The 24,168-nt window shown below is 70.7% G+C and carries 20 protein-coding genes; 13 read left to right on the top strand and 7 right to left on the bottom strand.

Features of this window, described 5'->3' with window-relative positions; genetic code table 11:
* Nucleotides 1–95: 95 nt before the first annotated feature.
* The 3 genes from ABZZ74_RS06975 to hutH all read left to right on the top strand — a co-directional run bounded on the left by ABZZ74_RS06975 (nt 96) and on the right by hutH (nt 3,775).
* The gene (locus tag ABZZ74_RS06975) at nt 96–899 is read left to right on the top strand and encodes an enoyl-CoA hydratase-related protein (protein WP_356762267.1); all 804 of its coding nucleotides are present in this window, start codon (nt 96–98) and stop codon (nt 897–899) included.
* A gap of 121 nt (nt 900–1,020) precedes the next feature.
* Nucleotides 1,021–2,172, top strand: a complete 1,152-nt coding sequence (locus tag ABZZ74_RS06970) for a GGDEF domain-containing protein (protein ID WP_356762266.1) — start codon at nt 1,021–1,023, stop codon at nt 2,170–2,172.
* Between the two features lie 64 nt (nt 2,173–2,236).
* Entirely contained in the window at nt 2,237–3,775 is a 1,539-nt protein-coding gene (gene hutH, locus ABZZ74_RS06965; RefSeq protein ID WP_356762312.1) for a histidine ammonia-lyase, read from the top strand.
* A gap of 72 nt (nt 3,776–3,847) precedes the next feature.
* Here hutH and ABZZ74_RS06960 read toward each other — a convergent pair whose 3' ends face one another.
* A complete protein-coding gene (locus ABZZ74_RS06960) occupies nt 3,848–4,180 on the bottom strand; it encodes an LPXTG cell wall anchor domain-containing protein (RefSeq protein ID WP_356762265.1) in 333 nt (110 codons plus the stop codon).
* A 109-nt stretch (nt 4,181–4,289) separates the two neighbouring features.
* Here ABZZ74_RS06960 and ABZZ74_RS06955 point away from each other — a divergent pair, with 109 nt between their 5' ends.
* The 6 genes from ABZZ74_RS06955 to ABZZ74_RS06930 all read left to right on the top strand — a co-directional run bounded on the left by ABZZ74_RS06955 (nt 4,290) and on the right by ABZZ74_RS06930 (nt 12,885).
* Nucleotides 4,290–4,634, top strand: a complete 345-nt coding sequence (locus ABZZ74_RS06955; protein ID WP_356762264.1) for a hypothetical protein — start codon at nt 4,290–4,292, stop codon at nt 4,632–4,634.
* A gap of 265 nt (nt 4,635–4,899) precedes the next feature.
* Complete coding sequence (locus tag ABZZ74_RS06950; RefSeq protein ID WP_356762263.1) at nt 4,900–6,171, top strand: Ig-like domain-containing protein; 1,272 nt, start codon at nt 4,900–4,902, stop codon at nt 6,169–6,171.
* 147 nt (nt 6,172–6,318) lie between these two features.
* Nucleotides 6,319–7,773, top strand: coding sequence for an ABC transporter permease (locus ABZZ74_RS06945; protein ID WP_356762262.1), 1,455 nt, complete (start codon nt 6,319–6,321; stop codon nt 7,771–7,773).
* A gap of 48 nt (nt 7,774–7,821) precedes the next feature.
* Nucleotides 7,822–8,505, top strand: a complete 684-nt coding sequence (locus tag ABZZ74_RS06940) for an ABC transporter ATP-binding protein (RefSeq protein ID WP_133048930.1) — start codon at nt 7,822–7,824, stop codon at nt 8,503–8,505.
* 208 nt (nt 8,506–8,713) lie between these two features.
* Nucleotides 8,714–12,010, top strand: coding sequence for a S8 family peptidase (locus tag ABZZ74_RS06935; protein ID WP_356762261.1), 3,297 nt, complete (start codon nt 8,714–8,716; stop codon nt 12,008–12,010).
* A 104-nt stretch (nt 12,011–12,114) separates the two neighbouring features.
* On the top strand, nt 12,115–12,885 hold the full coding sequence (locus ABZZ74_RS06930) for an antibiotic biosynthesis monooxygenase (RefSeq protein WP_356762260.1): 771 nt from the start codon (nt 12,115–12,117) through the stop codon (nt 12,883–12,885).
* Here ABZZ74_RS06930 and ABZZ74_RS06925 read toward each other — a convergent pair.
* Entirely contained in the window at nt 12,863–13,780 is a 918-nt protein-coding gene (locus ABZZ74_RS06925) for a helix-turn-helix transcriptional regulator (protein ID WP_356762259.1), read from the bottom strand. The two genes, ABZZ74_RS06930 and ABZZ74_RS06925, sit on opposite strands and share 23 nt — an antisense overlap.
* Nucleotides 13,781–13,958: 178 nt before the next feature.
* On the opposite strand from ABZZ74_RS06925, the gene ABZZ74_RS06920 reads away from it, so the two are divergent.
* On the top strand, nt 13,959–14,999 hold the full coding sequence (locus ABZZ74_RS06920) for an NAD(P)-dependent alcohol dehydrogenase (RefSeq protein WP_356762258.1): 1,041 nt from the start codon (nt 13,959–13,961) through the stop codon (nt 14,997–14,999).
* A 781-nt stretch (nt 15,000–15,780) separates the two neighbouring features.
* On the opposite strand, the gene ABZZ74_RS06915 is transcribed toward ABZZ74_RS06920, so the two are convergent.
* The gene (locus ABZZ74_RS06915; protein ID WP_356762257.1) at nt 15,781–16,593 is read right to left on the bottom strand and encodes a helix-turn-helix transcriptional regulator; all 813 of its coding nucleotides are present in this window, start codon (nt 16,591–16,593) and stop codon (nt 15,781–15,783) included.
* 92 nt (nt 16,594–16,685) lie between these two features.
* Between ABZZ74_RS06915 and ABZZ74_RS06910 the strand changes: the two genes are divergently transcribed.
* A complete protein-coding gene (locus tag ABZZ74_RS06910) occupies nt 16,686–17,402 on the top strand; it encodes an SDR family oxidoreductase (RefSeq protein WP_356762256.1) in 717 nt (238 codons plus the stop codon).
* A gap of 24 nt (nt 17,403–17,426) precedes the next feature.
* On the opposite strand, the gene ABZZ74_RS06905 is transcribed toward ABZZ74_RS06910, so the two are convergent.
* The gene (locus ABZZ74_RS06905) at nt 17,427–18,533 is read right to left on the bottom strand and encodes a serine hydrolase domain-containing protein (RefSeq protein WP_356762255.1); all 1,107 of its coding nucleotides are present in this window, start codon (nt 18,531–18,533) and stop codon (nt 17,427–17,429) included.
* 179 nt (nt 18,534–18,712) lie between these two features.
* Between ABZZ74_RS06905 and ABZZ74_RS06900 the strand changes: the two genes are divergently transcribed.
* Nucleotides 18,713–20,230: a lysyl oxidase family protein gene (locus ABZZ74_RS06900; protein ID WP_356762254.1), complete on the top strand. Its 1,518-nt coding sequence runs from the start codon at nt 18,713–18,715 to the stop codon at nt 20,228–20,230.
* Nucleotides 20,231–20,314: 84 nt separating this feature from the next.
* Here the strand turns inward: ABZZ74_RS06900 and ABZZ74_RS06895 are convergent, their stop codons facing one another.
* From ABZZ74_RS06895 to ABZZ74_RS06885, 3 genes are all read right to left on the bottom strand, one after another.
* Nucleotides 20,315–20,926 carry a hypothetical protein gene (locus ABZZ74_RS06895; protein ID WP_356762253.1) on the bottom strand — a complete coding sequence of 204 codons (612 nt, stop codon included), beginning with the start codon at nt 20,924–20,926 and terminating at the stop codon, nt 20,315–20,317.
* 85 nt (nt 20,927–21,011) lie between these two features.
* Entirely contained in the window at nt 21,012–21,605 is a 594-nt protein-coding gene (locus tag ABZZ74_RS06890; protein WP_356762311.1) for a DUF4291 domain-containing protein, read from the bottom strand.
* A gap of 113 nt (nt 21,606–21,718) precedes the next feature.
* Nucleotides 21,719–22,837 (bottom strand): hypothetical protein, encoded by a 1,119-nt coding sequence (locus ABZZ74_RS06885; RefSeq protein WP_208782444.1) that lies wholly within the window; start codon nt 22,835–22,837, stop codon nt 21,719–21,721.
* A 174-nt stretch (nt 22,838–23,011) separates the two neighbouring features.
* Between ABZZ74_RS06885 and ABZZ74_RS06880 the strand changes: the two genes are divergently transcribed.
* Nucleotides 23,012–24,166, top strand: coding sequence for a cystathionine gamma-synthase (locus tag ABZZ74_RS06880; protein ID WP_356762252.1), 1,155 nt, complete (start codon nt 23,012–23,014; stop codon nt 24,164–24,166).
* Nucleotides 24,167–24,168: the final 2 nt, after the last annotated feature.

Genomic DNA, 24,168 nt, shown 5'->3' with positions numbered 1-24,168 from the left:
TCGGCCCCGGCCCCGGGAACCGGCCTTCCCTCACCGCGCGCCCGGCTGCGATGATCGGGCGAGATGTTGTTAACCCGCGTTAACCGGAGGGTGTCATGAGCGAGGAGCGGTTCGGGGAGTTCGTGCTGGTACGGCGGCACGGCGACGGCGGGCATGTCGCGGAGCTCGCCCTCGACCGGCCCAAGGCCATGAACGCCGTCTCCACCGCGATGGCCCGGTCCATCGCCGAGGCCTGCGCCGCGCTGGGCACCGACCGGGACGTACGGGTCGTGGTGGTGGCCTCCACGCACGAGCGTGCCTTCTGCGTCGGCGCCGACCTCAAGGAGCGGAACTCCTTCAGCGACGCCGATCTGGTCCGGCAGCGGCCCGTCGCCCGCGGCGCCTACACCGGCGTACTGGAACTGCCCGTGCCGACCGTCGCCGCCGTGCACGGCTTCGCGCTGGGCGGCGGGTTCGAGCTCGCTCTGTCCTGCGACCTGATCGTGGCCGACCGTACGGCCGTGGTGGGGCTGCCGGAGGTCTCCGTCGGGGTCATCCCGGGCGGCGGCGGTACGCAGCTGCTGCCGAGGCGGGTCGGGGCCGCGCGGGCCGCCGAGCTGATCTTCACGGCGCGGCGCCTGGAGGCGGTGGAGGCTCGGGAGCTGGGGCTCGTGGACCAGCTGGTGGAGGAAGGGCGGGACACGGAGGAGGCGCTGGCCCTCGCGTCCCGCATCGCCGCGAACTCGCCCGTGGGGCTCAGGGCGGCCAAGCGCGCCCTGCGGCTCGGGCACGGGCTGGATCTGCGGGCCGGGCTGGAGGTCGAGGACGCGGCATGGCGGGCGGTGGCGTTCTCCGGCGACCGGGCGGAGGGAGTGGCGGCGTTCAACGAGAAGCGGAAGCCCCAGTGGCCGGGTGAGTGACCGGATCCCAGGGACCGGATCCCGTAGGGTCGCTCGGCGACCTCACTCCGGCCCGGCCACCCGGTCACCCCGCCGCCGCATCAATCGAACGAAACCCCACAAACCTCCCTAACCTGGTGTGATGGGTGAGGACAAGCGGCTCGCGGCCGTTGTCGCGTTGGCTCAGGGGATGGCGGCGGCCCATGGCTCGCGCGAGGCGTGGCGGGCCGCGGCCGTCGGCGCGTGCCGCGCGCTGGGCGGGAGTTTCGCCGCGCTGTCGGTGTGGGAGCGGGAGCTGGGGCGGCTGCGGGTCCTCGTCAACGTGGGGGAGCGGGCCGCGGGGGAGGACGAGTTCCCGGACGACGAGTCCTATCCCGTCCACCAGTTTCCCGAGATCACCGAGTTCCTGCACGAGCGGTGGGCGGGCGGCGGGGAGCCCAACGCCTGGGTGGAGACGGCCGAGGGTCCTGCCGCGGGGCGTCGGCCCGGTTACGTCCATCAGCGCGTCGCCGCGCTGCGCCGTCGCGGCCGGGGCTGCTGTGTGGTCGCGCCGATCGTGCTGAACGGACGGGCGTGGGGCGAGCTGTATGTCGCCCGGCGTCTCGGCGTGCCCCTCTTCGAGCGGGCCGACGCCGACTTCGCCACCGTGCTGGCCGCCGTCGTCGCCGCCGGGATCGCGCAGGCGGAGCGGCTGGAGGAGGCGAGACGGCTGGCCTACACCGACGCGCTCACCGGCCTCGCCAACCGCCGCGCCGTCGACGTGCGGCTGGAGGAGGCCGTCGAGCGGCATCGCGTGGACGGCACGGTGGTCAGCCTCGTGGTCTGCGACCTCAACGGCCTCAAGCGGGTGAACGACACCCGCGGACACGCCGTCGGGGACCGGCTCCTCGAACGTTTCGGCTCCGTGCTCTCGCTGTGCGGCGCGATGCTGCCGGGGGCGCTCGCCGCCCGGCTCGGCGGGGACGAGTTCTGTCTGCTCGCGGTCGGGCCGTCCGCCGACGAGGTGGTGAAGGCGGCCGACGAGCTGTGCCGCCGGGCGGCGGAGCTGGAGCTCGGTGAGGGAGTGGCCTGCGGGGTGGCGTCCACGGAGGACCCCATCGGTCCGGTCCGCTCGGCCCGCCGTCTCTTCCGGCTCGCGGACGCGGCCCAGTACAAGGCCAAGGCCGAGCGGGCGTCGAAGCCCGTGATCGCCGGCCGGGAGGGCCCCGACGACCCCGTCGTACGGCTGGCCGACGCGGCGCCGACGGGGGAGGGGGCCGTGGAGCGGCGGCGTTTCCGGGGGCGCCCGGTGTAAGGGTCGCAACCTCTCCCCGCTAGTGACATCTCCATCTTCACTGCGTACGCTCCTGAATATGGATATGCACACTGTGGTGGTGGGGACGTCCGGGGTGACCGCGTCCGACGTTCTCGCCGTGGCGCGCGGCGGCGCTCGTGTCGAGCTTTCCGGGGAGGCGGTCGCGGCGCTCGCCGCGGCCCGCGAGATCGTGGACGCGCTGGCGGCCAAGCCCGAGCCGGTCTACGGCGTCAGCACCGGCTTCGGCGCCCTCGCGACCCGGCACATCAGCCAGGAGCTCCGGGCCCAGCTGCAGCGCAACATCGTCCGCTCGCACGCCGCCGGACTGGGCCCGAGGGTGGAGCGGGAGGTCGTACGGGCCCTGATGTTCCTGCGGCTGAAGACCGTCTGCTCGGGACACACGGGCGTCCGGCCCGAGGTCGCGCAGACCATGGCCGACGTGCTCAACGCGGGCATCACCCCCGTCGTCCATGAGTACGGCTCCCTCGGCTGCTCCGGCGACCTGGCGCCGCTGTCCCACTGCGCCCTCACGCTCATGGGCGAGGGAGAGGCAGAGGGCCCGGACGGCACCGTACGGCCCGCCGGCGAACTGCTCGCCGAGCACGGGATCGCGCCCGTCGAGCTGCGCGAGAAGGAGGGCCTCGCGCTGCTCAACGGCACCGACGGCATGCTCGGCATGCTGGTCATGGCCCTCGCCGACCTCGACACCCTGTACAAGTCGGCCGACGTCACCGCCGCGCTGAGCCTGGAGGCGCTGCTCGGCACCGACAAGGTGCTCGCGCCCGAGCTGCACGCCATCCGCCCGCACCCGGGGCAGGGCGCCTCCGCTGCCAACATGCTCGCGGTGCTGAAGGGCTCCGAGCTCACCGGGCACCACCAGGACGATGCCCCGCGCGTCCAGGACGCCTACTCGGTGCGCTGCGCCCCGCAGGTCGCCGGCGCCGGCCGGGACACCATCGCGCACGCCCGTCTGGTGGCCGAGCGCGAGCTGGCGTCGGCCGTGGACAACCCGGTCGTACTGCCCGACGGACGCGTGGAGTCCAACGGCAACTTCCACGGCGCGCCCGTGGCCTACGTCCTCGACTTCCTCGCCATCGCCGCCGCCGACCTGGCGTCCATCGCCGAGCGCCGCACCGACCGGCTGCTCGACAAGAACCGCAGCCACGGGCTGCCGCCCTTCCTCGCCGACGACGCGGGGGTGGACTCCGGGCTCATGATCGCCCAGTACACGCAGGCCGCGCTGGTGAGCGAGATGAAGCGGCTGGCCGTACCGGCGTCGGCGGACTCCATCCCCTCCTCCGCCATGCAGGAGGACCACGTCTCCATGGGCTGGTCGGCCGCGCGCAAGCTGCGCACCGCCGTCGACAACCTCGCGCGCGTGGTCGCCATCGAGCTGTACGCCGCCACGCGCGCCGTCGAGCTGCGCGAGGGCGTGACCCCCGCGCCCGCCTCGCGGGCCGTCATCGAGGCCGTACGGGCCGCCGGTGTCGCCGGTCCGGGGCCGGACCGGTTCCTGGCGCCCGACCTGGCCGCCGCCGACGCGTTCGTGCGGGAGGGGAAGCTGGTGGCCGCCGTCGAGACGGTCACCGGGCCACTGCGGTAGGCGTGCCGAAGGGGCCCCGCGCGGACGCGGGGCCCTTGTCGGATGTCGGACGACGTCAGTTGTCAGACGAGGTCAGAAGCCGAGGCGTTCACGGCGTACCGAGTAGACGACGAAGCCCGCACCGAGCGTGAGGAAAAGCGTTCCGCCGACGACGTACGGGGTCGTGTCGATGCTTCCGGTGTCGGCGAGCTCGGTGTTCTCCTCCGTCGACCCGGAGTTCGCGGAGTCCGCGGACGTCTCGGAGGTCTGCGCCGAAGTGACCCTGGCCTGCGTCGTCGCGGTCGCCGAGGGCTGCGTTCTCGCCGGGGTGTCCTGTGTCGCGTTGGCGGACGGGACGAACCACAGGGCACCCAGGAGGGTCCCCGCGGCGGTGGCGGTCAGCAACGATCGGCGAGCGGATGACACGGAATATCGATCCCCTTGTGGCGCTGGCTAATTGGCCGTGTGGGGCGATGTTAGTGAAAGGCGCGGGTCACGGGAAAGTCACGGGAGCCAGCCTTCGTACGCTCCCGCCATGAGCACTGAAGAGACATCACGTTTTGTCCGCCTTCGGGTGGAGCTCGTCCTCGAGGTGGAGGACGCCGACGCCGTGACCAAGGCGGCTCTGCGCCGGATCGCCGACGAGCAGGACATGCCCGACGACGAGCGGGCGCACGCCGAGGGCGCTGTGACGGAAGACACTGCCGAGGCCCTCGCGTACCTCGTCGACCCGTTCGACCTGGTGAGGGAGGTGCCCGGGGTGGAACTCGCGCAGGCCTCCTGGTCGAGCGAGCCCATCGACTACGACCCGGATTCGCCGGACTGGGACCTGGACGACGATGATGTCCGGGAGGACGACGAGGGGGACGGCGTCGGCTGAGCGGCCCGGGGACATCGGTGACCCCGGCCGGCAACCGCCGTCCGGGGTTTCGTCGTCTCAGGGGACGCGCAGGCCGTCATCCGCACCCTCCGCCCCGGCGGACGTGGTGTGCCCCACACATCAGAGGAATGTGGAACGGGAGAAACCGGTCGTAGCGTTGAAGCTCGTTGACGGCTGAAGTTCGTCACGGGCTGAGGTTCGTGAACGCCGAGGTTCGTAAAAGTAAAACGGGGACCCTCGGTGTTTTTAGGGGATACGGCGACTGATGGAGAAGCGTGTGATGACGAACAGTAGGCGGCGCAGGGGCCTGACGGTCGCGTCCGCCCTGCTCGGTGGGGTTCTGGTGCTCTCGGCCTGTTCCGGCGGCGGTGGTGGCGACAAGGCCTCCGGCAGCGGGAACGACGACACCTCGCAGGCGAAGGCCGACGAGGCGGCGGCCAAGAAGGCGTCGGAGGCCGACATCAAGATCACGCCCAAGGACGGCACGGACAACGCCTCCATCAACAACTCCGCGGCCGTCACCGTCAGCAAGGGCACGCTCACCAACGTGACCATGACGACCGAGAACGGCACGGCCGTCGCCGGCACGCTCTCCGCGGACAAGACGAGCTGGAAGCCGAACGCCCAGCTGGAGCGCTCGACCACCTACAAGGTCGCCGCGGCCGCCAAGGACTCCGACGGGCGGGTCGCGCACGAGAACGCCTCGTTCACCACGGTCTCCCCGGCCAACAGCTTCATAGGCACCTTCACGCCGGACAACGGGACCACCGTCGGCGTGGGCATGCCGGTGTCGATCAACTTCGACAAGTCGATCACCAACAAGGCCGCGGTCCAGAAGGGCATCACGGTCACCTCCAGCAGCGGCCAGGAGGTCGTCGGGCACTGGTTCGGCGCCAACCGCATCGACTTCCGCCCTGAGCAGTACTGGAAGGAGAACTCGACCGTCACGCTGAAGCTCGCGCTGGACGGCGTCGAGGGAGCCAACGGCGTCTACGGCGTGCAGCAGAAGACGGTCACCTTCCACATCGGCCGCAACCAGATCTCCTACGTCGACGCGAAGACCAAGCAGATGAAGGTCACGCAGGACGGCAAGGTCGTCAAGACCATCCCGATCTCGGCCGGTTCGCCGCAGCACACCACGTACAACGGCATCATGGTGATGTCCGAGAAGTACAAGCAGACCCGGATGAACGGCACGACCGTCGGCTTCACCGACAACGACGGCAAGGCCGAGTACGACATCAAGGACGTGCCGCACGCCATCCGGCTCACCAACTCCGGCACGTTCCTGCACGGCAACTACTGGGGCGCGAAGTCCATCTTCGGCAGTGTCAACACCAGCCACGGCTGCGTGGGCCTGTCCGACACCAAGGGCGCCAACGACACCAGCACGCCGGCCTACTGGATGTACACGCACTCGATCGTTGGTGACGTCGTGGTCGTCTCCAACACCGGCGACAAGATCGTCCAGCCGGACAACGGCCTCAACGGCTGGAACCTGAGCTGGGCCCAGTGGAAGGCCGGCTCGGCCGTCTGACGCACCGTCGGTCCACAGCGTTCCGATGCCGCCCCCCAGGGGCGGCATCGGTGTTTCCGAGGCCGTTCCGGGGCGGGCCACAGGCTTCTCATGCAGCTCTTATGTCGGCCTTATCGAGTCATCACGCGCCGTCCCTACGGTGCGGCCATGTTCTTCACCTACCTGAGGCGCGAACTGCGCCGCCGCAGAAAGGCGGCCCTCGTCGTCGCCTCCGGTCTCGCGCTGGGCATCGCGCTGGTCATCGTGGTCAACTCCGTGTCCTCCGGCATGGGGAAGGCCCAGGACAAGGTCCTCCAGTCGCTCTACGGCCTGGGTACGGACATGACGGTCACCAAGGCGGCGACGCCGACCACGAGCACCTCGCAGCGGCCGCGCTTCCAGTTCGACGCTCAGGGCAACGACGACAAGTCCACGCAGAGCAGCGACCGGATCCTGCCGCAGGGCTTCACGACCCTCGCCTCCTCCACCGTCACCAAGGTCGCGAGCCAGAAGGGCGTGTCGACGGCCGTCGGCGGACTCAGCCTCAACGTGGTGAAGATCGACGGCCAGTTCACCCGCGGCCAGTTCCAGCAGAACGGCGGCAGCGGGGGCTTCCAGCGCGGCGGCGGCAACGGCCAGCCGCAGGGCGAGGTGCGCGGCGGCGGCGCCGACTTCGACGTCAACAGCTACACGGTCTACGGCACCGACGTCACCCGGACCGGGCTCGGCCCGCTGACCTCGTCGAAGATCACCAGCGGGCGTACCTTCAAGACGACGGAGAGCTCCGCCAAGGTGTTGGTGGCCGACTCGGCGTACGCCAAGGAGAAGAAGTACAAGGTCGGTTCGACCGTCACGATCAAGAGCGTCAAGTTCACGGTCATCGGTATCGCCACGGCCGACAGCGGTGACTCGGCGGCCAACCTCTACATGCCGCTGAAGGAGGCCCAGACGCTGGCGGGCCAGAAGGACAAGGTCACCACCATCTACGTCAAGGCGACCGACTCCAAGGAGATCTCCGCCGTCAAGTCGACCATCCAGAAGAACGTCTCCGGTACGACGGTCACCACCTCCTCCGACCTCGCCAGCACGGTGTCCGGCTCGCTGTCCACGGCGTCGAGCCTCGCCAGCAACGTCGGCAAGTGGCTGTCCATCGCGGTGCTGGTGGCCGCCTTCCTCGTCGCCGGGCTGCTCACCTCCTCCGCCGTCTCCCGGCGGGTCCGTGAGTTCGGCACGCTGAAGGCGCTGGGCTGGAAGTCGGGCCGGGTGACCCGGCAGGTCGTCGGCGAGGCCATGGTCAACGGGCTGCTGGGCGGTGCGCTCGGTATCGCCCTCGGACTCGCCGGCGCGTACGTCGTGACGGCCATCAGCCCCACGCTGCAGGCCCAGTTGGGCGGTGGCGGGGGCGGCGGCTTCGGCGGCGGCCCCGGTGGCGGTGGCGGCTTCGGCGGTCCGGGGCGTGCGGCGGCCAAGACCCTGGACGTCGCCCTGACGGCACCGGTGAGTGTCACGACGGTGGCCATCGCGGTGGCCCTGGCGGTGGCGGGCGGTCTGATCGCGGGCGCGTTCGGCGGCTGGCGGGCGTCCCGGCTGCGGCCGGCGGACGCGCTGCGCCGCGTCGAATAGCCGGCCCCGGACCCGTACCACCACCAACCCCACCCAGGAGCCAACCCCATGTACGAACTCAGAAGCGTCACCAAGCGCTACACCCGGGGCAAGGAGACCATCCACGCCCTCGACGGCGTCGACCTCACCATCGGCGACGGCGACCGTCTCGTCATCCAGGGACCCACCGGCGGCGGCAAGTCCACGCTGCTGCAGATGCTCGGCGGCCTCGACCGGCCCACCGAGGGCGAAGTCGTCCTGGACGGGACCGACTTGGCCAAGCTCTCCGAGGCGCGGCTGACCAAGGTCCGCAGCGAGAACATCGGCTTCGTCTTCCAGAGCTTCAACCTCATCCCGACGCTCACCGCCCAGGAGAACGTGGAAACCGCTCTCGTCCCCCTCGGCGTCAAGGTGAAGGACCGGCGCGAGCGGGCCGCCGAGGCGCTGAGTTCGGTCGGTCTCGGTGAGCGTCTCGCTCATCTGCCCTCGGAGATGTCCGGCGGCCAGCAGCAGCGCGTCGCCATCGCCCGCGCGCTCGTCAAGCAGCCGAAGGTACTGCTCGCGGACGAACCCACCGGAAACCTCGACGAGTCGATGCGCGACGAGATCATGGACGTGCTCGAACGGATGTGGAAGGAGCTGGGGTTGACGTTCATCATGGTCACCCACGACTCAGCGATCGCGAGGAAGGCCCCGCGGCTGGCGACGATCCGCAAGGGAAAGATCACGGTCAAGGAGAACGCGGGTGCCTAATCCGACGGAACGGTAACGGCTTTCCCGCAGGCGTGTAACAGTCGGCGGGCGCTTCTCTCCCCCTTCTCTCACCTCTTGAGGTAGCTGATCACCCCCCGGCATACTGCGTATCCCGGGGGGTCCGTGCATGTGTGCGGTAGTTCCCCCGGCCGGGTGAACGGGGAATTCGCCCGGTACTTCATCTCCAGGGGGAGACTTGCGCAGACAAGTGAAGAGAGCATGCGCGGCCACCGTGGCGACGGCGGCCGCAGTGGCCCTCGCGGCGGGTATGACCAGCCCGGCGCAGGCCAAGGCCGAGCATCCGAGCGCGGCCTCGAAGTCCTCACTCGCGTCCCAGCACCGCATCACCCTGATCACCGGCGACCGGGTCGTCGTCGACGCCAAGGGTCGCGTCGTCGGCCTGGAGCGGGCCAAGGGGCGCGAACACATACCCGTCCAGTTCCGCAAGGCCGACGGGCACACGCTCGTCGTCCCGGCGGACGCTGCCCGGCTGGTCGCCGGCGGCAAGCTGGACCAGCGGCTGTTCGACATCACCGAGCTCAACAAGTCCGCCACCCGCAAGTCCCAGGCCAAGGGCCTGAAGGTCATCGTCGGCTACCAGGGCGCGGCGACGACCGCCAAGGCCGACGTCCGTGACGCGGGCACCCTGCGCCGGACCCTGAAGGCCCTCAACGCCGACGCCGTCCAGACCCCGGTCAAGGAGACGCCCGAGCTGTGGGACGCCGTCACCAACGGCGACCGTACGGCCTCCGGCATCGCGCACGTCTGGCTCGACGGCACCCGCAAGGCCAGCCTCGACAAGTCCGTTCCGCAGATCGGCGCACCCACCGCCTGGGCCAAGGGCTACACCGGCAAGGGCGTCAAGATCGCGGTCCTGGACACCGGTGTCGACGCGAACCACCCGGACCTCAAGACCCAGGTGATCGCCGCCAAGAACTTCTCCACCGCGGCCGACGCCAACGACCACTTCGGCCACGGCACGCACGTCGCGTCCATCGCCGCGGGCACCGGCGCCAAGTCCCACGGCAAGTACAAGGGCGTGGCGCCCGGCGCCAAGATCCTCAACGGCAAGGTCCTGGACGACACCGGCTCCGGTGACGATTCCAACATCCTCGCCGGCATGGAGTGGGCGGCCGAGCAGGGCGCCGACATCGTCAACCTCAGCCTGGGCGGCCAGGACACCCCCGGTATCGACCCGCTCGAGGCCGAGGTCAACAAGCTGTCCGAGGAGAAGGGCATCCTCTTCGCGATCGCCGCGGGCAACGAGGGCCCGGAGTCGATCGGTTCGCCCGGCAGCGCCGAGGACGCCCTCACCGTCGGCGCGGTCGACGACAAGGACAGGCTCGCCGACTTCTCCTCCACCGGCCCGACCGTCGACGGCACCATCAAGCCCGACGTCACCGCCCCCGGCGTGGACATCACGGCCGCCGCGGCCCCGGGCAGCGTCATCGACCAGGAGGTCGGCGAGAACCCGCCCGGCTACCTGACCATCTCTGGTACGTCGATGGCGACCCCGCATGTCGCGGGCGCGGCGGCGATCCTGAAGCAGGAGCACCCCGACTGGAAGTTCTCCGAGCTCAAGGGCGCCCTGACGGGCTCCGCGAAGGGCGGCAAGTACACGCCGTTCCAGCAGGGTTCGGGCCGTATCGCGGTCGACAAGGCCATCCAGCAGACCGTGATCGCCGACCCGGTGTCGGTGAGCTTCGGTGTGCAGCAGTGGCCGCACACCGACGACAAGCCGGTCACCAAGCAGGTGACGTACCGCAACCTCGGCACCAAGGACGTCACGCTGAACCTGGCGGCCGCCGCGACCAACCCCAAGGGCCAGGCCGCTCCGGCCGGCTTCTTCAAGCTGGCCGCGACCAAGGTGACCGTCCCGGCGGGCGGCAAGGCCTCGGTCGACCTGACCGTCAACACCAAGCTCGGCGGCACGCTCGACGGCGCGTACTCCGCGTACGTGACGGCCACGGGCGGCGGCCAGACGGTCCGTACGGCCGCTGCCGTGCAGCGTGAGGTCGAGTCGTACGACGTCACGATCAAGCACATCGACCGGGACGGCAAGCCGACCGGCAACTACAACACCGCCCTGCTCGGCTACTCGGGCCTGGCGGAGGGCCGTGGCTACCAGGTGACCCTCTCGGACACCGGCACCACGACCATGCGCCTGCCCAAGGGCAACTACCTCCTGGACGCCTGGATCGCCAAGGACCTGGTGAACTTCCAGGGCGGCCTCGACTGGCTGGTCCAGCCGAAGCTGTCCGTCACCAAGAACACCACGGTGACCATCGACGCCCGCACCACCAAGGCGGCCGACATCACCGTGCCGGACGCCCAGGCCAAGCCGCAGCTCGCCATGATCGGGTACAGCTACGACCCGGCGGGCATCGGCATCGGTCTCGGTCTGCAGTCCTTCGCCGACGTGCGCATGGCGCCGCTGGGCGGCGACGTCACGGGCCTGCACCAGACCTGGAACGGCCAGTGGACCAAGGGCGCGGACGCCGAGTACGACGTGGCGACCACCGCGAACGTCAAGAAGATCCAGGGCGACAAGGTCCGCCACTTCACGGCGAGCGAGCTCGCCACAGTCCGCAACAACCTCGGCTCGGGCGCCGTCGGCAAGACCGGTGCGCTGATGGCGCTGGGCGAGTTCCCCGACGACATCGTCTTCTTCAACGGCATCGAGCAGAAGCTGCCCGGCGCCCGCACGCTGTACCTGTCGACGTCCGACAAGATCCAGTGGTCGTGGGACTTCACGCAGTACAAGGGCCACGACCGGGACGGCTTCCCGATCCCGGAGGCGTACTACACGCTGGGTGACGCGCAGTCCTTCAAGGCGGGCCAGAAGTACACGAAGACCTTCAACACGGCGGTCTTCGGCCCGCACCTGAACACGTACTACGGCGTCTTCCGCGACGGCAACAGCATCTACGGCTACATCCCGCTGTTCTCCGACGGCGCGGGCCACGCGGGCTCCTCGGACTTCACCGGGGTCACCACGACCCTCTACCGCAACGGCACCAAGGTCGGCTCCAACGACGACCCGCTGTTCGGCGAGAAGGAGTTCAAGGTCCCCTCCGGTGACGCCGAGTACCGGCTGACGACCTCGGTCAAGCGCAGCGTCCACGTCGCCGCGGCCTCCACCCGCATCGACGCCAGCTGGACGTTCCACTCCAAGAAGCCGGCCGCCGGCACGGCAGCCACGCTGCCGGCGTCCACGGTCCGCTTCAACGCCACGACCGGCCTCGACAACCGGGTGCCGGCCGGCAGGACGGTCTCCATCCCGGTCACCGTCGAGGGCGCGGCCAAGGGCGGCAACCTCAAGTCGCTGACGGTGTACGTGTCGTACGACTACGGCCAGACCTGGAAGCAGGTCAAGGTGGTCCACGGCAAGATCACCGTGAAGAACCCGGCGAAGGGACAGGCCATCTCGTTCCACGCCAAGATCACCGACAAGAAGAACAACAAGTCGACGATCTCGATCTACAACGCGTACTACGGCAAGTGAGCCGTTCGCGAGGCGAGTAAGTCGTTCGACGGGCGAGTGAGCCGTCAGCGAAAGCCCCGCCGGAGGTGCAGCCTCCGGCGGGGCTTCCGTGTTTCCGTGAACCCATGACAACCGAGACCGTCGAATACATCCGGTACCGCATCCCGGAGGACCGCTCGGCCGAGTTCCTGGCCGCCTACACCCGCGCCGCCGGCCGGCTGGCCGAGGCACCGCAGTGCGTCGACTACGAACTTGCGCGCTGCGAGGAGGACTTCGAGCACTACGTCCTGCGCATCACCTGGACCTCGACACAGGACCACATGGAGGGCTTCCGCGACTCGGAGCTGTTCCCGCAGTTCCTGGCGGAGATCCAGCCCTACGTCGGCCACATCGAGGAGATGCGCCACTACAAGCCGACCACGGTCCGGGGGAGGGGCGCGTCGGTACCGTCGTTGTACGACTGGGCGGGCGGCGCGGAGGCCTTCTCCCGCCTCACGACGGCGTTCTACGACCGGGTCCTCAAGGACGACCTGCTGGCCCCGCTCTTCGCCGACCTCGCCCCCGACCACGCCGAGCACGTCGCCCTGTGGCTCGCCGAGGTCTTCGGCGGCCCGCCCGCCTACTCCCTCACCCAGGGCGGCCACGGCCACATGGTCGCCAAGCACTTCGCCAAGAACATCACCGAGCCGCAGCGCCGCCGCTGGGTCAACCTCATCCAGGACGCGGCGGACGACGTGGGTCTGCCCACCGACGCGGAGTTCCGCTCGGCGTTCCTCGCCTACATCGAGTGGGGGACGAGGCTGGCGCTGTACTTCTCCGGCCCGGACGCCAAACCTCCGGCGGAGCAGCCGGTGCCCAGGTGGGGGTGGGGGGTCATGCCGCCGTATCGGGGCTGACCCGCCCCGCGCGGGTCGCGTCCGCGCCCCAGCTGGCCAGCAGCCGCAGGGCCTCCGCGGAGGGAGAGCCCGGTTCCGCGTGGTACGTCGTCATCGCCTGTCCGTCGTCGTCGGCCAGGCGGAAGGACTGGTAGTTGAGCGTCAGATCGCCCACCAGCGGATGCCGCAGCCGCTTGACGCCGTAGCTCTTCTCCCGGACGTCGTGCGTGGCCCACAGCCGCCGGAACTCCTCGCTCTTGACGGAGAGTTCGCCCACCAGCGCGGACAGCCGCGGGTCGTCGGGGTAGCAGCCCGCCTCCATGCGCAGGAAGCTGACGATGTCGCTCGCCTTCTGCTCCCACTCCACGAACAGATCGCGGTACTCGGGCGTCAGGAACACCAGCCGCGCCCAGTTCCGCTGCTGGGCCGGCAGCTCCCCCCAGTCGCCGAAGACGGCCGCGGCCATCCGGTTCCAGGCGAGGATGTCCCCGCGCCGCCCCGAGATGTACGCCGGCACCCCGTCCATCGTGTCCAGCAGCTGCCGTAGCGCGCCCCGCACCTGTTCGGTCCGGGCCGCGGGCTTCTTCTTGTGCTGCTTCGGCTTCGCCAGGTGCGTGAGGTGGTTGTGCTCGGCGTCGCTCAGCCGCAGCGCCCGCGCGATCGAGTCCAGCACCTCCGCCGACACGTTCCGCCCGTTGCCCTGCTCGAGCCGGGTGTAGTACGCCACGGAGACCCCGGCGAGCTGCGCCAGCTCCTCGCGCCTGAGCCCGGGCACCCGCCGGTGCCGGCCGAAGTCCGGCAGCCCCACGTCCTCCGGCTTCAGCCGGGCCCGCCGGGTGCGCAGGAATTCACTGAGCTCGGCACGCCGGTCCAGGGCGCCGCCGGCCCCCTGTACGGCCTCGGGCTGTTCGTCCATACGGCAAGTATTCACGGTCGTACGCCCAGCAGCCTGACCCCGCCAGTGGTAGGAACACCGGACGTACGCAGAAGCGTGGCCTGGGTGGATCGGCCGGGGCAGGGCATGCTGATCACCGTGCCCGGACGGAACGACAGAAGGCAGCCGGGCGCGAACCCCCGCTTAGGAGAATCCCGGCATGACCACCGTTGCCGCATACGCCGCCCCCGCGGCGAAGGCTCCCCTGGAGCGCACCACCATCGAGCGCCGCGAGGTCGGTGAGTTCGATGTGCTGATCGACATCAAGTTCGCCGGTATCTGCCACTCCGACATCCACCAGGCCCGTGAGGGCTGGGGCGAGGCCATCTTCCCGATGGTCCCCGGTCACGAGATCGCGGGCGTCGTCTCCGCGGTGGGCTCCGGCGTCACCCGGCACCAGGTCGGCGACCGCGTGGGCGTCGGCTGCCTGGTCGACTCCTGCCGCGAGTGCGAGAACTGCCAGGCCGGCCTGGAGCAGTACTGCCTCAAGGGCGGCGTCGGCACGTACAACGCGATCGGCAAGGACGGCGAGCCCACGTACGGCGGCTACTCCGAGAAGATCGTCGTCGACGAGAACTACGTCGTCCGCATCCCCGACGGCCTCTCCCTCGATGTCGCCGCCCCGCTGCTGTGCGCCGGCATCACCACCTACTCGCCCCTGCGCCACTGGAACGCCGGCCCCGGCAAGAAGGTCGCGATCCTCGGCATGGGCGGCCTCGGCCACATGGGCGTCAAGATCGCGCACGCGCTGGGCGCCGAGGTCACGGTGCTCTCGCAGTCCCTGCGCAAGAAGGACGACGGGCTGAAGCTGGGCGCCGACCACTACTACGCGACCAGCGACGAGCAGACCTTCAAGGACCTCAAGGGCACCTTCGACCTGATCCTCTCCACGGTCTCGGCCCCGCTGAACCTGGACGCCTTCCTGTCCCTGCTCAAGACGGACGGCGCCTTCGTGAACGTCGGCGCGCCCGAGGAGCCCGTCAAGCTCAACCTGTTCTCGGTGATCGGCGGCCGCAAGACCCTCGCCGGCTCCGGCATCGGCGGCATCCAGGAGACCCAGGAGATGCTGGACTTCTGCGCCGAGCACGGCTTCGGCGCCGAGATCGAGCTGATCCGCGCGGACGAGATCAACGAGGCGTACGAGCGGGTGCTCTCCAGCGACGTCCGCTACCGCTTCGTGATCGACACCTCGACGATCTGACCCGGGTCCGGCCCCCGTGCCCGTCCCCTATCGGCCGGGGGAGCCCCCCAGTAACGGCAGTTGAGAGGCGCGGGTAAGGCGGCGGGCCGGCCAGGACGACGTCGACGAGGCGAAGCCGGCCGGTCGCCGTCGCCCCGTCGCCGCGGCGGCGGGCACGACCCCGATGGCTGTGCGCCCGAACCGTCCCTGGCCGGCCCGGGAGCGGCCCCGGCCTGTGAACCGGGCACTATCCGCCCCCCGTACCGTCTCCTAGCGGCCCGGGGGAGTGGCCCAGTAACGGCAGTTGAGAGGCGCGGGTAAGGCGGCGGGCCGGCCAGGACGACGTCGACGAGGCGAAGCCGGCCGGTCGCCGTCGCCCCGTCGCCGCGGCGGCGGGCACGACCCCGATGGCTGTGCGCCCGAACCGTCCCTGGCCGGCCCGGGAGCGGCCCCGGCCTGTGAACCGGGCACTATCCGCCCCCCGTACCGTCTCCTAGCGGCCGGGGGAGCGGCCCCCGGCCGGCAAACCGGGCACGATCGGCCTCCATTCCCGTCTCCTGTCGGCGGGGAGCAGCCAGCAACGGCAGTTGACAGGCGGGGCTGCCGGCGAGCACGACCCCGACGGTCGCGCCCGAACCACCACCCCCGGTCCGTCCGGGAGCGGCCCCCGGCCAGGACCCCGGGCACGATCCGCGGCGCCAGCGACTCCGTGCCCTCCGGGCTGCCCCGGGCTGCTCCTGTGTGGGCGTCCGAGGTGCCCTCACCCGGCACGCCGCAGGCACGACGGCTTCCGCCGCTCCGGTCACTGGGGCACGTGCGCGAGGTGGCGCAGAGCGCCGGCCGACGGGGTGCCCGGGTCCGCGGTGATCAGGACGACCTCCTGGTCGTCCTCGGGGACGAGCAGGACGTCGCAGTTGAGGTGGAGGCGGCCCACGGTCGGGTGGTCGACGGTCTTGGTGCGGTGGCCGGGCGCGTGGACCGGCCGGTCCTCCCACAGCTCCCGGAACTCCGCGCTGCCGGCCCGCAGTCGGGCCAGCTGGGCGGCGAGCCCGGGGTCATGCGGATACCGGTCCGCGGCCCTGCGCAGCCGTGCCACCACGATGGGCCCGAAATCCTCGGCGCTGGAACTGTCGTACATCCGCCCCTCGCCCAGGAAGCGCCGCCGGGCCAGGTTGGTCGTCCCGCGACCGAGGTCACCGCCGAACACCGCCTGCGCCAGCGGATTCCATGCGACGAGCCCGTACGCCGCGTCCGTCACGATCGCCGCCGTCTCCGGCAGCCGCTCCAGCATCCGCGCCACATGCGGCCGTACGCTCCGCACCGGACCGGCACCCGGTGGCGCCGCCGACCCGGCGAGGCGGAAGAGATGGTCGCGCTCGGCGCGGCTGAGCCGCAGCGCCCCCGCGAGCCCGTCCAGGATCCGCGCCGACGGCCGGGGCCCACGGGCCTGTTCGAGCCGTACGTAGTAGTCGACCGACATATGGGCCAGCTCCGCCAGCTCCTCGCGCCGCAGCCCCGGTGTGCGGCGCGGTACGCCGTCCGGCAGCCCCACGTCCCGCGGCCGCAGCCCCGCGCGCCGCTCCCGCAGGAACCGTGCCAACTCCTGCCTCGGCACCCGCCCACCTCCTTCGGCGAACCCCGGCTCGCCCACTGCCTGGTACAGGTCGTCCCTGGCAGACCCGGACCGGCCGGAGGACCGTGGCCCACATGAACGATCGCACCGCACTCGTCACGGGTGCCAACAAGGGAATCGGCCGCCATATTGCCGCGCGGCTCGCGGCCGAGGGTTTCACCGTGTACGTGGGCGCGCGGGACGCCGGTCGCGGCCGGCGGGCCGTCGAGGAGATCGGCGGCCGGGCCCGTCCGCTGGTCCTCGACGTCACCGACCCCGACTCCGTCGCCAAGGCCGCCGCACAGGTGGAGCACCTGGACGTCCTGGTCAACAACGCGGGCATCAACCCTTCCCTCGACCCGCCGACCGAGTCGAGCGCGGAGGAGTTCCGCCGTGCCTACGAGACGAACGTCATCGGCGTCCTGGAGGTGACCAACGCCTTCCTGCCGGTCCTGCGCCGCTCGGCACACCCACGCATCGTCAACATCTCCAGCGGCACGTCCTCACTGACCTGGAGCACCCACCCCAACCCCCAGTTCACCCCGGGCCGTCCGGGCTCCGCCGCCTACCGCGCCTCCAAGTCCGCCCTCAACCTCCTCACCCTGCTCCACGCCCAGGAACTCGCCGAGGACGGCTTCAAGGTCAACGCCCTCGCTCCCGGACTGCGCGCCACCGACCTGGTGCCGGGCGCGAAGGCCGTGGGCGGCGACCCGGCGGAGGGCGCCGAGGGTGCCGTACGCCTGGCACTGCTGCCCGACGACGGGCCGACGGGGCAGTTCTTCTCCTGGGACGGGACGCCGGTGCCGTGGTGAGGCCGTCGGCCTGCCCCGTCCGGCTCAGGCCCGCAGCCCCTGCACCCCGTCGTACGCGGACATGACGATCTCCAGCCCCCGGTTGTCGTCACCGGGTTCACGCATCTGGTTGGTCACGTAGGCGACCACCATCCGCGCCTCGGGGTCGATCATGACGAGGGAGCCGCCCCAGCCGCCCCATCCGTAGGTGCCGCCGAACAGCCCGTACCCGAGGCCCCACCGCATCGGCATGCCCAGGCGCAGGTCGTCGCCGCTGAACTGCTCCCGCACCGCGCTCTCGCACCACGCGGGCGACAGCACCCGCACCCCGTCCACGGTCCCCGCGCAGGCCAGTACCGACTGGACGAGGGCGACCGAACGGGCGTTGCCGAAGCCGCTCGCCGCGGGGATCTGCGCCCGCCGCCAGGCCAGGCTGTTGCCGTCCCGGAGCCTGATCGCGGTCGCGGCGGTGGGCACCTCGGGCCCGCCCGGCGCACTCGCCGCGTAGTCCTCGTCCCGCGACGGCGGCGGAACGGCCGGGCCCACGCGGTGATCGTGCTCGGGGCCGAGCCCGATGTGGAAGTCCGCGCCGAGCGGTCCGGCGATCTCGTCGGCGAAGAACTCGCCCACGCTCCGGCCGCTGACCCGCCGGATCACCTCCCCCACCAGGAACCCCTGGGTGAGCGAGTGGTACCCGGCCGCGCTGCCCGGCTCCCACAGCGGAGCCTGCGCGGCGAGACGGGCGGTGGCGGCCCGCCAGTCGTAGATCTCCTCGACCGGCCCCTCCCAGTCGGGCAGCCCGGCGGTGTGCGACAGCAGATGCCGTACCAGCACGCCGTCCTTGCCGGCCGCGGCGAACTCCGGCCAGTACCGGGCCACCGGGGCGTCCACATCCAGCTCGCCGCGGTCGGCGAGGACCAGCGCGCACAGCGCCGTCATCGTCTTGGTCACCGAGAAGACGCCGACGAGGGTGTCCCGCCCCCACGGCACGGTGCGCTCCTTGTCGGCGAACCCGCCCCACACGTCCACCACGGGCTCACCGTCCACGAAGACGGCCACCGAGCCGCCCGTGTCTCCGGCGTCCAGCAGCGCGCCCAGCGCGTTGGGGACCGCGGTGAACAGATCGTCGTACGAGCCCTCGATGTCGGCCATGGGTGGCATTAGCCCGCATGCGCGGGTGCCGCGGCAACCGAATTTGTGGGGACATGATTTCCGGTCCTCAGGCAACCTCGACGGGCTTCTCACCCTTTTCACAGATGGCACACAAGCAACTCCTACCGTGCCTGCACCACGTGCACGACTCGTCCCGACCAGACGCAGAGAGAGCACTCATGACCAGACACCACCCCACGGCCTTACGGCGTTCGGCGCTCATCGCCGCCGCCGCCCTCACCGTCGGCGCCGCCGGGACCCTCGCGGCGCCCGGCGCGGGAGCGGCGACACAGGCGGGTACACCGAAGCTCGACCTCATCGCCGCTGCCACCTCGGTGACCCTGGACCGGTACCAGGGAGAGGCCGGCGTCTACCTGGATCTCGGCACCTATGTGACGGTCGACGGGGGACCGCTCGAGATGCGGGTGACGCGAAAGTCCTACAACGACCCGATCGTCGCCTCGCAGGTGATCCACTCCGGTGGCCGGACCGTGACCAAGACCCTGCCGAAGGACCTGGTGAAGGACTTCTCGGGCCTGCCGGACTTCCTCAAGGTCAGCATCAGCGACGCGTCGGGTGCGAAGGTGGCCGACACCACGCAGTCGTTCTGCCCGAACAACCGGGCCGGCCGCATCAGGCCGGACGCCCCGGCCACCTCGAACTACCCCGAGAGCTGCTCCGACAACCCGTTCACGCTCGGCGGGGTGTGGGGTGTCGAGAAGGGCTGGGCCGCGGCCACGTCCCAGGGCTTCCGCGAGCGTGACACGGTCGACCTGCCGGCCGGCGTCTACACCGCGAAGGTGTCGGTGGCGAAGAAGTACCGCGACCTGTTCGGGATGCCGGACAAGACCCAGACCATCAAGGTGACGGTCCGTCAGGACTCCGGAGAGGGCCACGGGTTGGTGGGTGCCGGGCGCGGGCGGAAGAACGCCTCGAAGAGCCCTCAGCCGGCCGCGCACCGCCCGGTCGGCAGGGCGGCCGTCCCCGCCGACGTGCCCAAGCCGGACCTGCGCGCCCTCCCGGCGTACGGCATCGCGATCACCAACGGGGACGAGGGCGGAGCGGGCGCCGCTCCCGGCAAGGACTACCTCGCCTTCAGCGCGACCGTCTGGAACGGCGGCCCCTCCCCGCTGGTCGTGGACGGGTTCCGCAAGCCCGGCGCCGAGAAGATGGACGCCTACCAGTACTTCTACGACGCCAAGGGCAAGCAGGTCGGCTACACGCCGACCGGCACCATGGAGTGGGACCCGCGGGACGGTCACCAGCACTGGCACTTCAGCGACTTCGCCAGCTACCGGCTGCTCGGCGCGGACAAGAAGGAGATCGTCCGCAGCGGCAAGGAGGCCTTCTGCCTGGCCAACACCGACTCCATCGACTACACGGTGAAGAACGCCAACTGGCACCCGTACAACACCGACCTCGCCACCGCCTGCGGCGAGGAGACCGCGGTGTCCGTGCGTGAGGTGCTCGACGTCGGCAACGGCGACACCTACAGCCAGTACCGGCCCGGTCAGTCCTTCGACGTCTCCGACCTGCCGAACGGCACCTACTACATCCAGGTCATCGCCAACCCGGACAACCGGCTCAAGGAGCAGAGCACGGCCAACAACATCACCTACCGCAAGGTCGTCCTCGGCGGCACGCCGGGGTCCCGCACGGTGACGGTCCCGAAGTACGGCCTCATCGACGCTCCCTGACACCCCTGGCGGGCGGAGGCCAACGCCTCCGCCCGCCGGGCGCGAGCGAAGATGATCCGCAGACCGACGACCTCGACCCCCGGGTCACAGCTGATCGTCGGTCGCCACTACGGCGGCTCGGTGGTCGGCGGCGCGAGTCCAGAGGGACAGATCGCTGCTCGTCGCTACGGCAATGGTCTGCCCGGAGGGCGAGAATCCAGCCGCACGGAGCTCGGAGTAGTGGGAGTGGAAGATGTGCCACCAACCCTCCCCGTGGGGACCGGAGTGCGGCAGGCCGCCGTCGCGTGAGAGCAGGACACGCTCGTTCGGCCAGGCCGGGGCAACGACCTCCAGCTTCCAACCGTCTCCGCCGGCGGTGTGCAGTCCTCCGCCGTAAAGCCCTGCTGTGCGGACCCTGCTTCTGGTGACCGGCCTCAACCCAGGACACCACGCGGCGGGATCCGCGTCACGCTTGTCGTCTTCGGCGTCCGGTTCACGGTCCCGCGCGATCTTCTCCCCCGTGACGGCGTCGAAGAGCCTCGTGACGGCGTCGAAGAGCCCGTGGCCGTCGTGCGAGATGACCATCACCAAGTCCCGGCCGGTGTCGGGATGCGAGGCGAAGCCGATCCCGAGAAGGCCACCGACCTGAGCGAACGCGACGCGCAGCCAGGGCGCGGGTGCCTCTGCCACCGGGGCGGCGAGGAGCCTTCGTCTCATCCCCCCTGGAACGGGGAAAGCCCCGGCTGAGGAACTGGCCGGCCGACGGGCGCCCCGCCCTTCAAGTCGCAGTACGTGTCCCGGGTCATCCCAACAAGTGGGTGAGGGACAGGTCTTCGACCGGATAGGCACGTTCCCGGGGCAGGCGTCGGGCCGCCGAGTCCAGATCCCCGTCCCGGACGAGGGCCTGGATCTCGTGCGCGAGTGGGGTCACGTCGCGGATGGCGACCGTCCATTCGTCCGCGTAGCGTCGCGCGGCCTCACCGGTGAGGCCGAGTTGCAGCGATCGGTACGGCAACGGCTGCAGGCACAGGTCCCGCTCGGGGTCCCACTGCACGCGAGCGGGCGCACGCTTCAACTGACGCTGCCAGTCGGCTCGGTCGGGATGCAGCCCGCGGACGTAGCTCGACAGGCACGCGTTGCGAAGTGCCCAGTCAAAGCCATCACGGCTGATCTCGACAGCCAGGACGGTCGTCTGCCCCTCCTTGGCGGCCCAGCCGCAGCGGTACATCATCCACAGGAAAGACGGCTTGATCCATGTCATCCTGTCCCGTTTCCACGCCGCGGGAAATCGGCCTTCCTCGACGGCGGGCAGGCCGATTTCCGGAGCGTATGCCTGGTACACCGTGATCGTGGTCGCGGTGTGCAGCGCGCGGATCCTGTGTTGCGGCTCATCCATGGCGGACAGCGTGCCGCCCGTCGATCCCTGCCGGCCATTCATTTCCGGATCCGACCGCGGGCCGTCTCGACCGGATCACCAAGCTTGGGGCGGAATTCCGAAGGCCGGACGGGTCACTGCGGCAGCGTCGCCGGGCTGCCGCCGTTCGCCTCGTAGCCCGCCACCGCCAGTGCCCGGTACACCGCGAACTCCGCCGCCGGGTCGGCGGACAGGGTCCAGGGGAGGGCTCCGATGTGGCCGTCGATGTGTATGAGCTGGTTCATCGCCTCGGACCAGCGCTCGGCGCGGACCAGGAAGAAGACCAGCAGATGGCGTACGTGCGCGAGCATCGGGTCGTCCGGGCGGGCCGAGTGGACGGCGTGCAGCGCTCCGTGGATCGCCTTTGTGACGACCTCGCTCTGGTAGAAGCCGCTGACCAGGTTCACCTCGGGCAGGTGCTCGAAGACCGCGAACAGCGGCATGGCGGCCAGCAGCGAGCCCTGCGGCGCTCTCGCCGCCGCGGACTCGGCGAAGGAGTACGCCAGCTGCCGCGAGCCGTGCCACTTCTCGCACCAGTAGTGCAGCGCGGCCAGATGTGCGCCCATGTGCGCGGGGGCGCGGTCCAGGATCTTCAGCCACAGCTGCTCGAACTCCGGACGCGGATAGGCCAGTCCGCGCGCCACCGACAGCTCGACGATGTACGGGACCGGGTCGCCGGGGGCGAGCAGCGCCGCGTCGCCGCAGGCCGCCCTCGCCTCCTCCATGATGATCCGGAACTCGTCCGTGCCCCGCGTCGCCGTCCGCCACGCCTGCTGCGCCAGGAACTCCGCGTGCACGGCCGCCCCGCCCGCGTCCTTGGGCTGCTCGGCCCGCCACACCCGCAGCCACTGCCCGCCCGGCGTCTCGCTGACCCCGCCCGGCCGCTGCTGCAGCTCAAGCGACGCGGCGCCGGCGAAGGCCTGCACGCGCTGCCAGCGCAGCTCGCCCTCCGCCTCCGTGCCGGCGAGCAGCTGGGAGGCGGCGCGGTAGTCCTGTGTGCGCTGCACGAGGTCCAGGACGTCCAGCAGGTCCTGGTCGGGGCCGGGCATGCGGACGTCCAGCTCCTCCTCGCGTACGAAGCCGTAGTTCGCGGGGTCCGCGGCGTCCGGGTGGCCCGGTGGGACCTGCTCGATCATGCCCCGGCGACGCCGCATGACCGGGAGCAGCACGAAGCCGAGCATGACCAGCGCGATCAGGACCCAGAGAATTTCCATGCCTCAAGCGTTCCAGACGCCTCGGACAATTGGCCAACCCGGTCGGCGCACCTGTGGATAACTCCCGCGGCCCGGTGTCCGGCCGGCTCCGGAACCGAGGGTAATCCCGACCGTGGAACCGCTCCGGCCTCGGCGTCCGTCACTCGCCCCCCAAGCGCACTACCCTCGGTGCCCATGAGCGACAGGCACATCAGTCAGCACTTCGAGACCCTCGCGATCCACGCGGGCAACACCGCCGATCCCCTCACCGGCGCCGTCGTCCCGCCGATCTACCAGGTCTCGACCTACAAGCAGGACGGCGTGGGCGGTCTGCGCGGCGGCTACGAGTACAGCCGTAGCGCCAACCCGACCAGGACCGCCCTGGAGGAGAACCTCGCCGCCCTCGAGGGCGGGCGCCGAGGCCTCGCGTTCGCGTCCGGACTGGCGGCCGAGGACTGCCTGTTGCGTACGCTGCTCAGCCCCGGCGACCACGTGGTCATCCCCAACGACGCGTACGGCGGCACGTTCCGGCTGTTCGCGAAGGTCGTCGCCCGGTGGGGGGTGGAGTGGTCGGTCGCCGACACCAGCGATCCGTCCGCCGTACGGGCCGCCATCACCCCGAAGACCAAGGCCGTGTGGGTGGAGACCCCCTCCAACCCGCTGCTCGGCATCACCGACATCGCCGCCCTCGCCCACGCCGCCCGTGACGCGGGCGCCAGGCTGGTCGTGGACAACACCTTCGCCACGCCGTACCTGCAGCAGCCGCTGGCGCTCGGCGCCGACGTCGTCGTGCACTCCCTGACCAAGTACATGGGCGGCCACTCGGACGTCGTCGGTGGTGCCCTGGTCGTCGCCGACGAGACGCTCGGCGAGGAGCTGGCGTACCACCAGAACGCGATGGGCGCGGTCGCCGGGCCCTTCGACTCCTGGCTGGTGCTGCGCGGAGCCAAGACGCTGTCCGTGCGGATGGACCGGCACAGCGAGAACGCCGGCAAGGTCGCCGACATGCTGACCCGGCACGCACGCGTGACGCACGTTCTCTACCCGGGTCTGCCCGAGCACCCCGGCCACGAGGTCGCCGCCAAGCAGATGCGGGCCTTCGGCGGCATGGTGTCGTTCCGGGTGGCCGGCGGCGAGGAGGCGGCCGTCGAGGTCTGCAACCGCGCCAAGGTGTTCACGCTCGGCGAGTCCCTGGGCGGCGTCGAGTCCCTGATCGAGCACCCCGGACGGATGACGCACGCGTCCGTGGCCGGTTCGGCCCTCGAGGTGCCCGCCGACCTCGTCCGCCTCTCGGTGGGCATCGAGAACGTGGACGACCTCCTGGAGGACCTGCAGCAGGCGCTCGGCTAGCC

Origin of the sequence: Streptomyces sp. NPDC006476, from assembly GCF_040612015.1 — a bacterium.
Taxonomy (GTDB): Bacteria; Actinomycetota; Actinomycetes; order Streptomycetales; family Streptomycetaceae; genus Streptomyces; species Streptomyces griseorubiginosus_B.
The sequence above is the reverse complement of the archived record's forward strand: the minus strand, read 5'-3'. Positions and strand labels throughout refer to the sequence as shown.

Bases quoted from the DNA above. Each gene is read 5' to 3' on its own strand.
- ABZZ74_RS06975 (WP_356762267.1), top strand. From the start codon at position 96: ATGAGCGAGGAGCGGTTCGGGGAGTTCGTGCTGGTACGGCGGCACGGC.
- ABZZ74_RS06970 (WP_356762266.1), top strand. From the start codon at position 1,021: ATGGGTGAGGACAAGCGGCTCGCGGCCGTTGTCGCGTTGGCTCAGGGG.
- hutH (WP_356762312.1), top strand. From the start codon at position 2,237: ATGCACACTGTGGTGGTGGGGACGTCCGGGGTGACCGCGTCCGACGTT.
- ABZZ74_RS06955 (WP_356762264.1), top strand. From the start codon at position 4,290: ATGAGCACTGAAGAGACATCACGTTTTGTCCGCCTTCGGGTGGAGCTC.
- ABZZ74_RS06950 (WP_356762263.1), top strand. From the start codon at position 4,900: ATGGAGAAGCGTGTGATGACGAACAGTAGGCGGCGCAGGGGCCTGACG.
- ABZZ74_RS06945 (WP_356762262.1), top strand. From the start codon at position 6,319: ATGTTCTTCACCTACCTGAGGCGCGAACTGCGCCGCCGCAGAAAGGCG.
- ABZZ74_RS06940 (WP_133048930.1), top strand. From the start codon at position 7,822: ATGTACGAACTCAGAAGCGTCACCAAGCGCTACACCCGGGGCAAGGAG.
- ABZZ74_RS06930 (WP_356762260.1), top strand. From the start codon at position 12,115: ATGACAACCGAGACCGTCGAATACATCCGGTACCGCATCCCGGAGGAC.
- ABZZ74_RS06925 (WP_356762259.1), bottom strand. From the start codon at position 13,780: ATGGACGAACAGCCCGAGGCCGTACAGGGGGCCGGCGGCGCCCTGGAC.
- ABZZ74_RS06920 (WP_356762258.1), top strand. From the start codon at position 13,959: ATGACCACCGTTGCCGCATACGCCGCCCCCGCGGCGAAGGCTCCCCTG.
- ABZZ74_RS06910 (WP_356762256.1), top strand. From the start codon at position 16,686: ATGAACGATCGCACCGCACTCGTCACGGGTGCCAACAAGGGAATCGGC.
- ABZZ74_RS06905 (WP_356762255.1), bottom strand. From the start codon at position 18,533: ATGGCCGACATCGAGGGCTCGTACGACGATCTGTTCACCGCGGTCCCC.
- ABZZ74_RS06900 (WP_356762254.1), top strand. From the start codon at position 18,713: ATGACCAGACACCACCCCACGGCCTTACGGCGTTCGGCGCTCATCGCC.
- ABZZ74_RS06895 (WP_356762253.1), bottom strand. From the start codon at position 20,926: ATGAGACGAAGGCTCCTCGCCGCCCCGGTGGCAGAGGCACCCGCGCCC.
- ABZZ74_RS06890 (WP_356762311.1), bottom strand. From the start codon at position 21,605: ATGGATGAGCCGCAACACAGGATCCGCGCGCTGCACACCGCGACCACG.
- ABZZ74_RS06885 (WP_208782444.1), bottom strand. From the start codon at position 22,837: ATGGAAATTCTCTGGGTCCTGATCGCGCTGGTCATGCTCGGCTTCGTG.
- ABZZ74_RS06880 (WP_356762252.1), top strand. From the start codon at position 23,012: ATGAGCGACAGGCACATCAGTCAGCACTTCGAGACCCTCGCGATCCAC.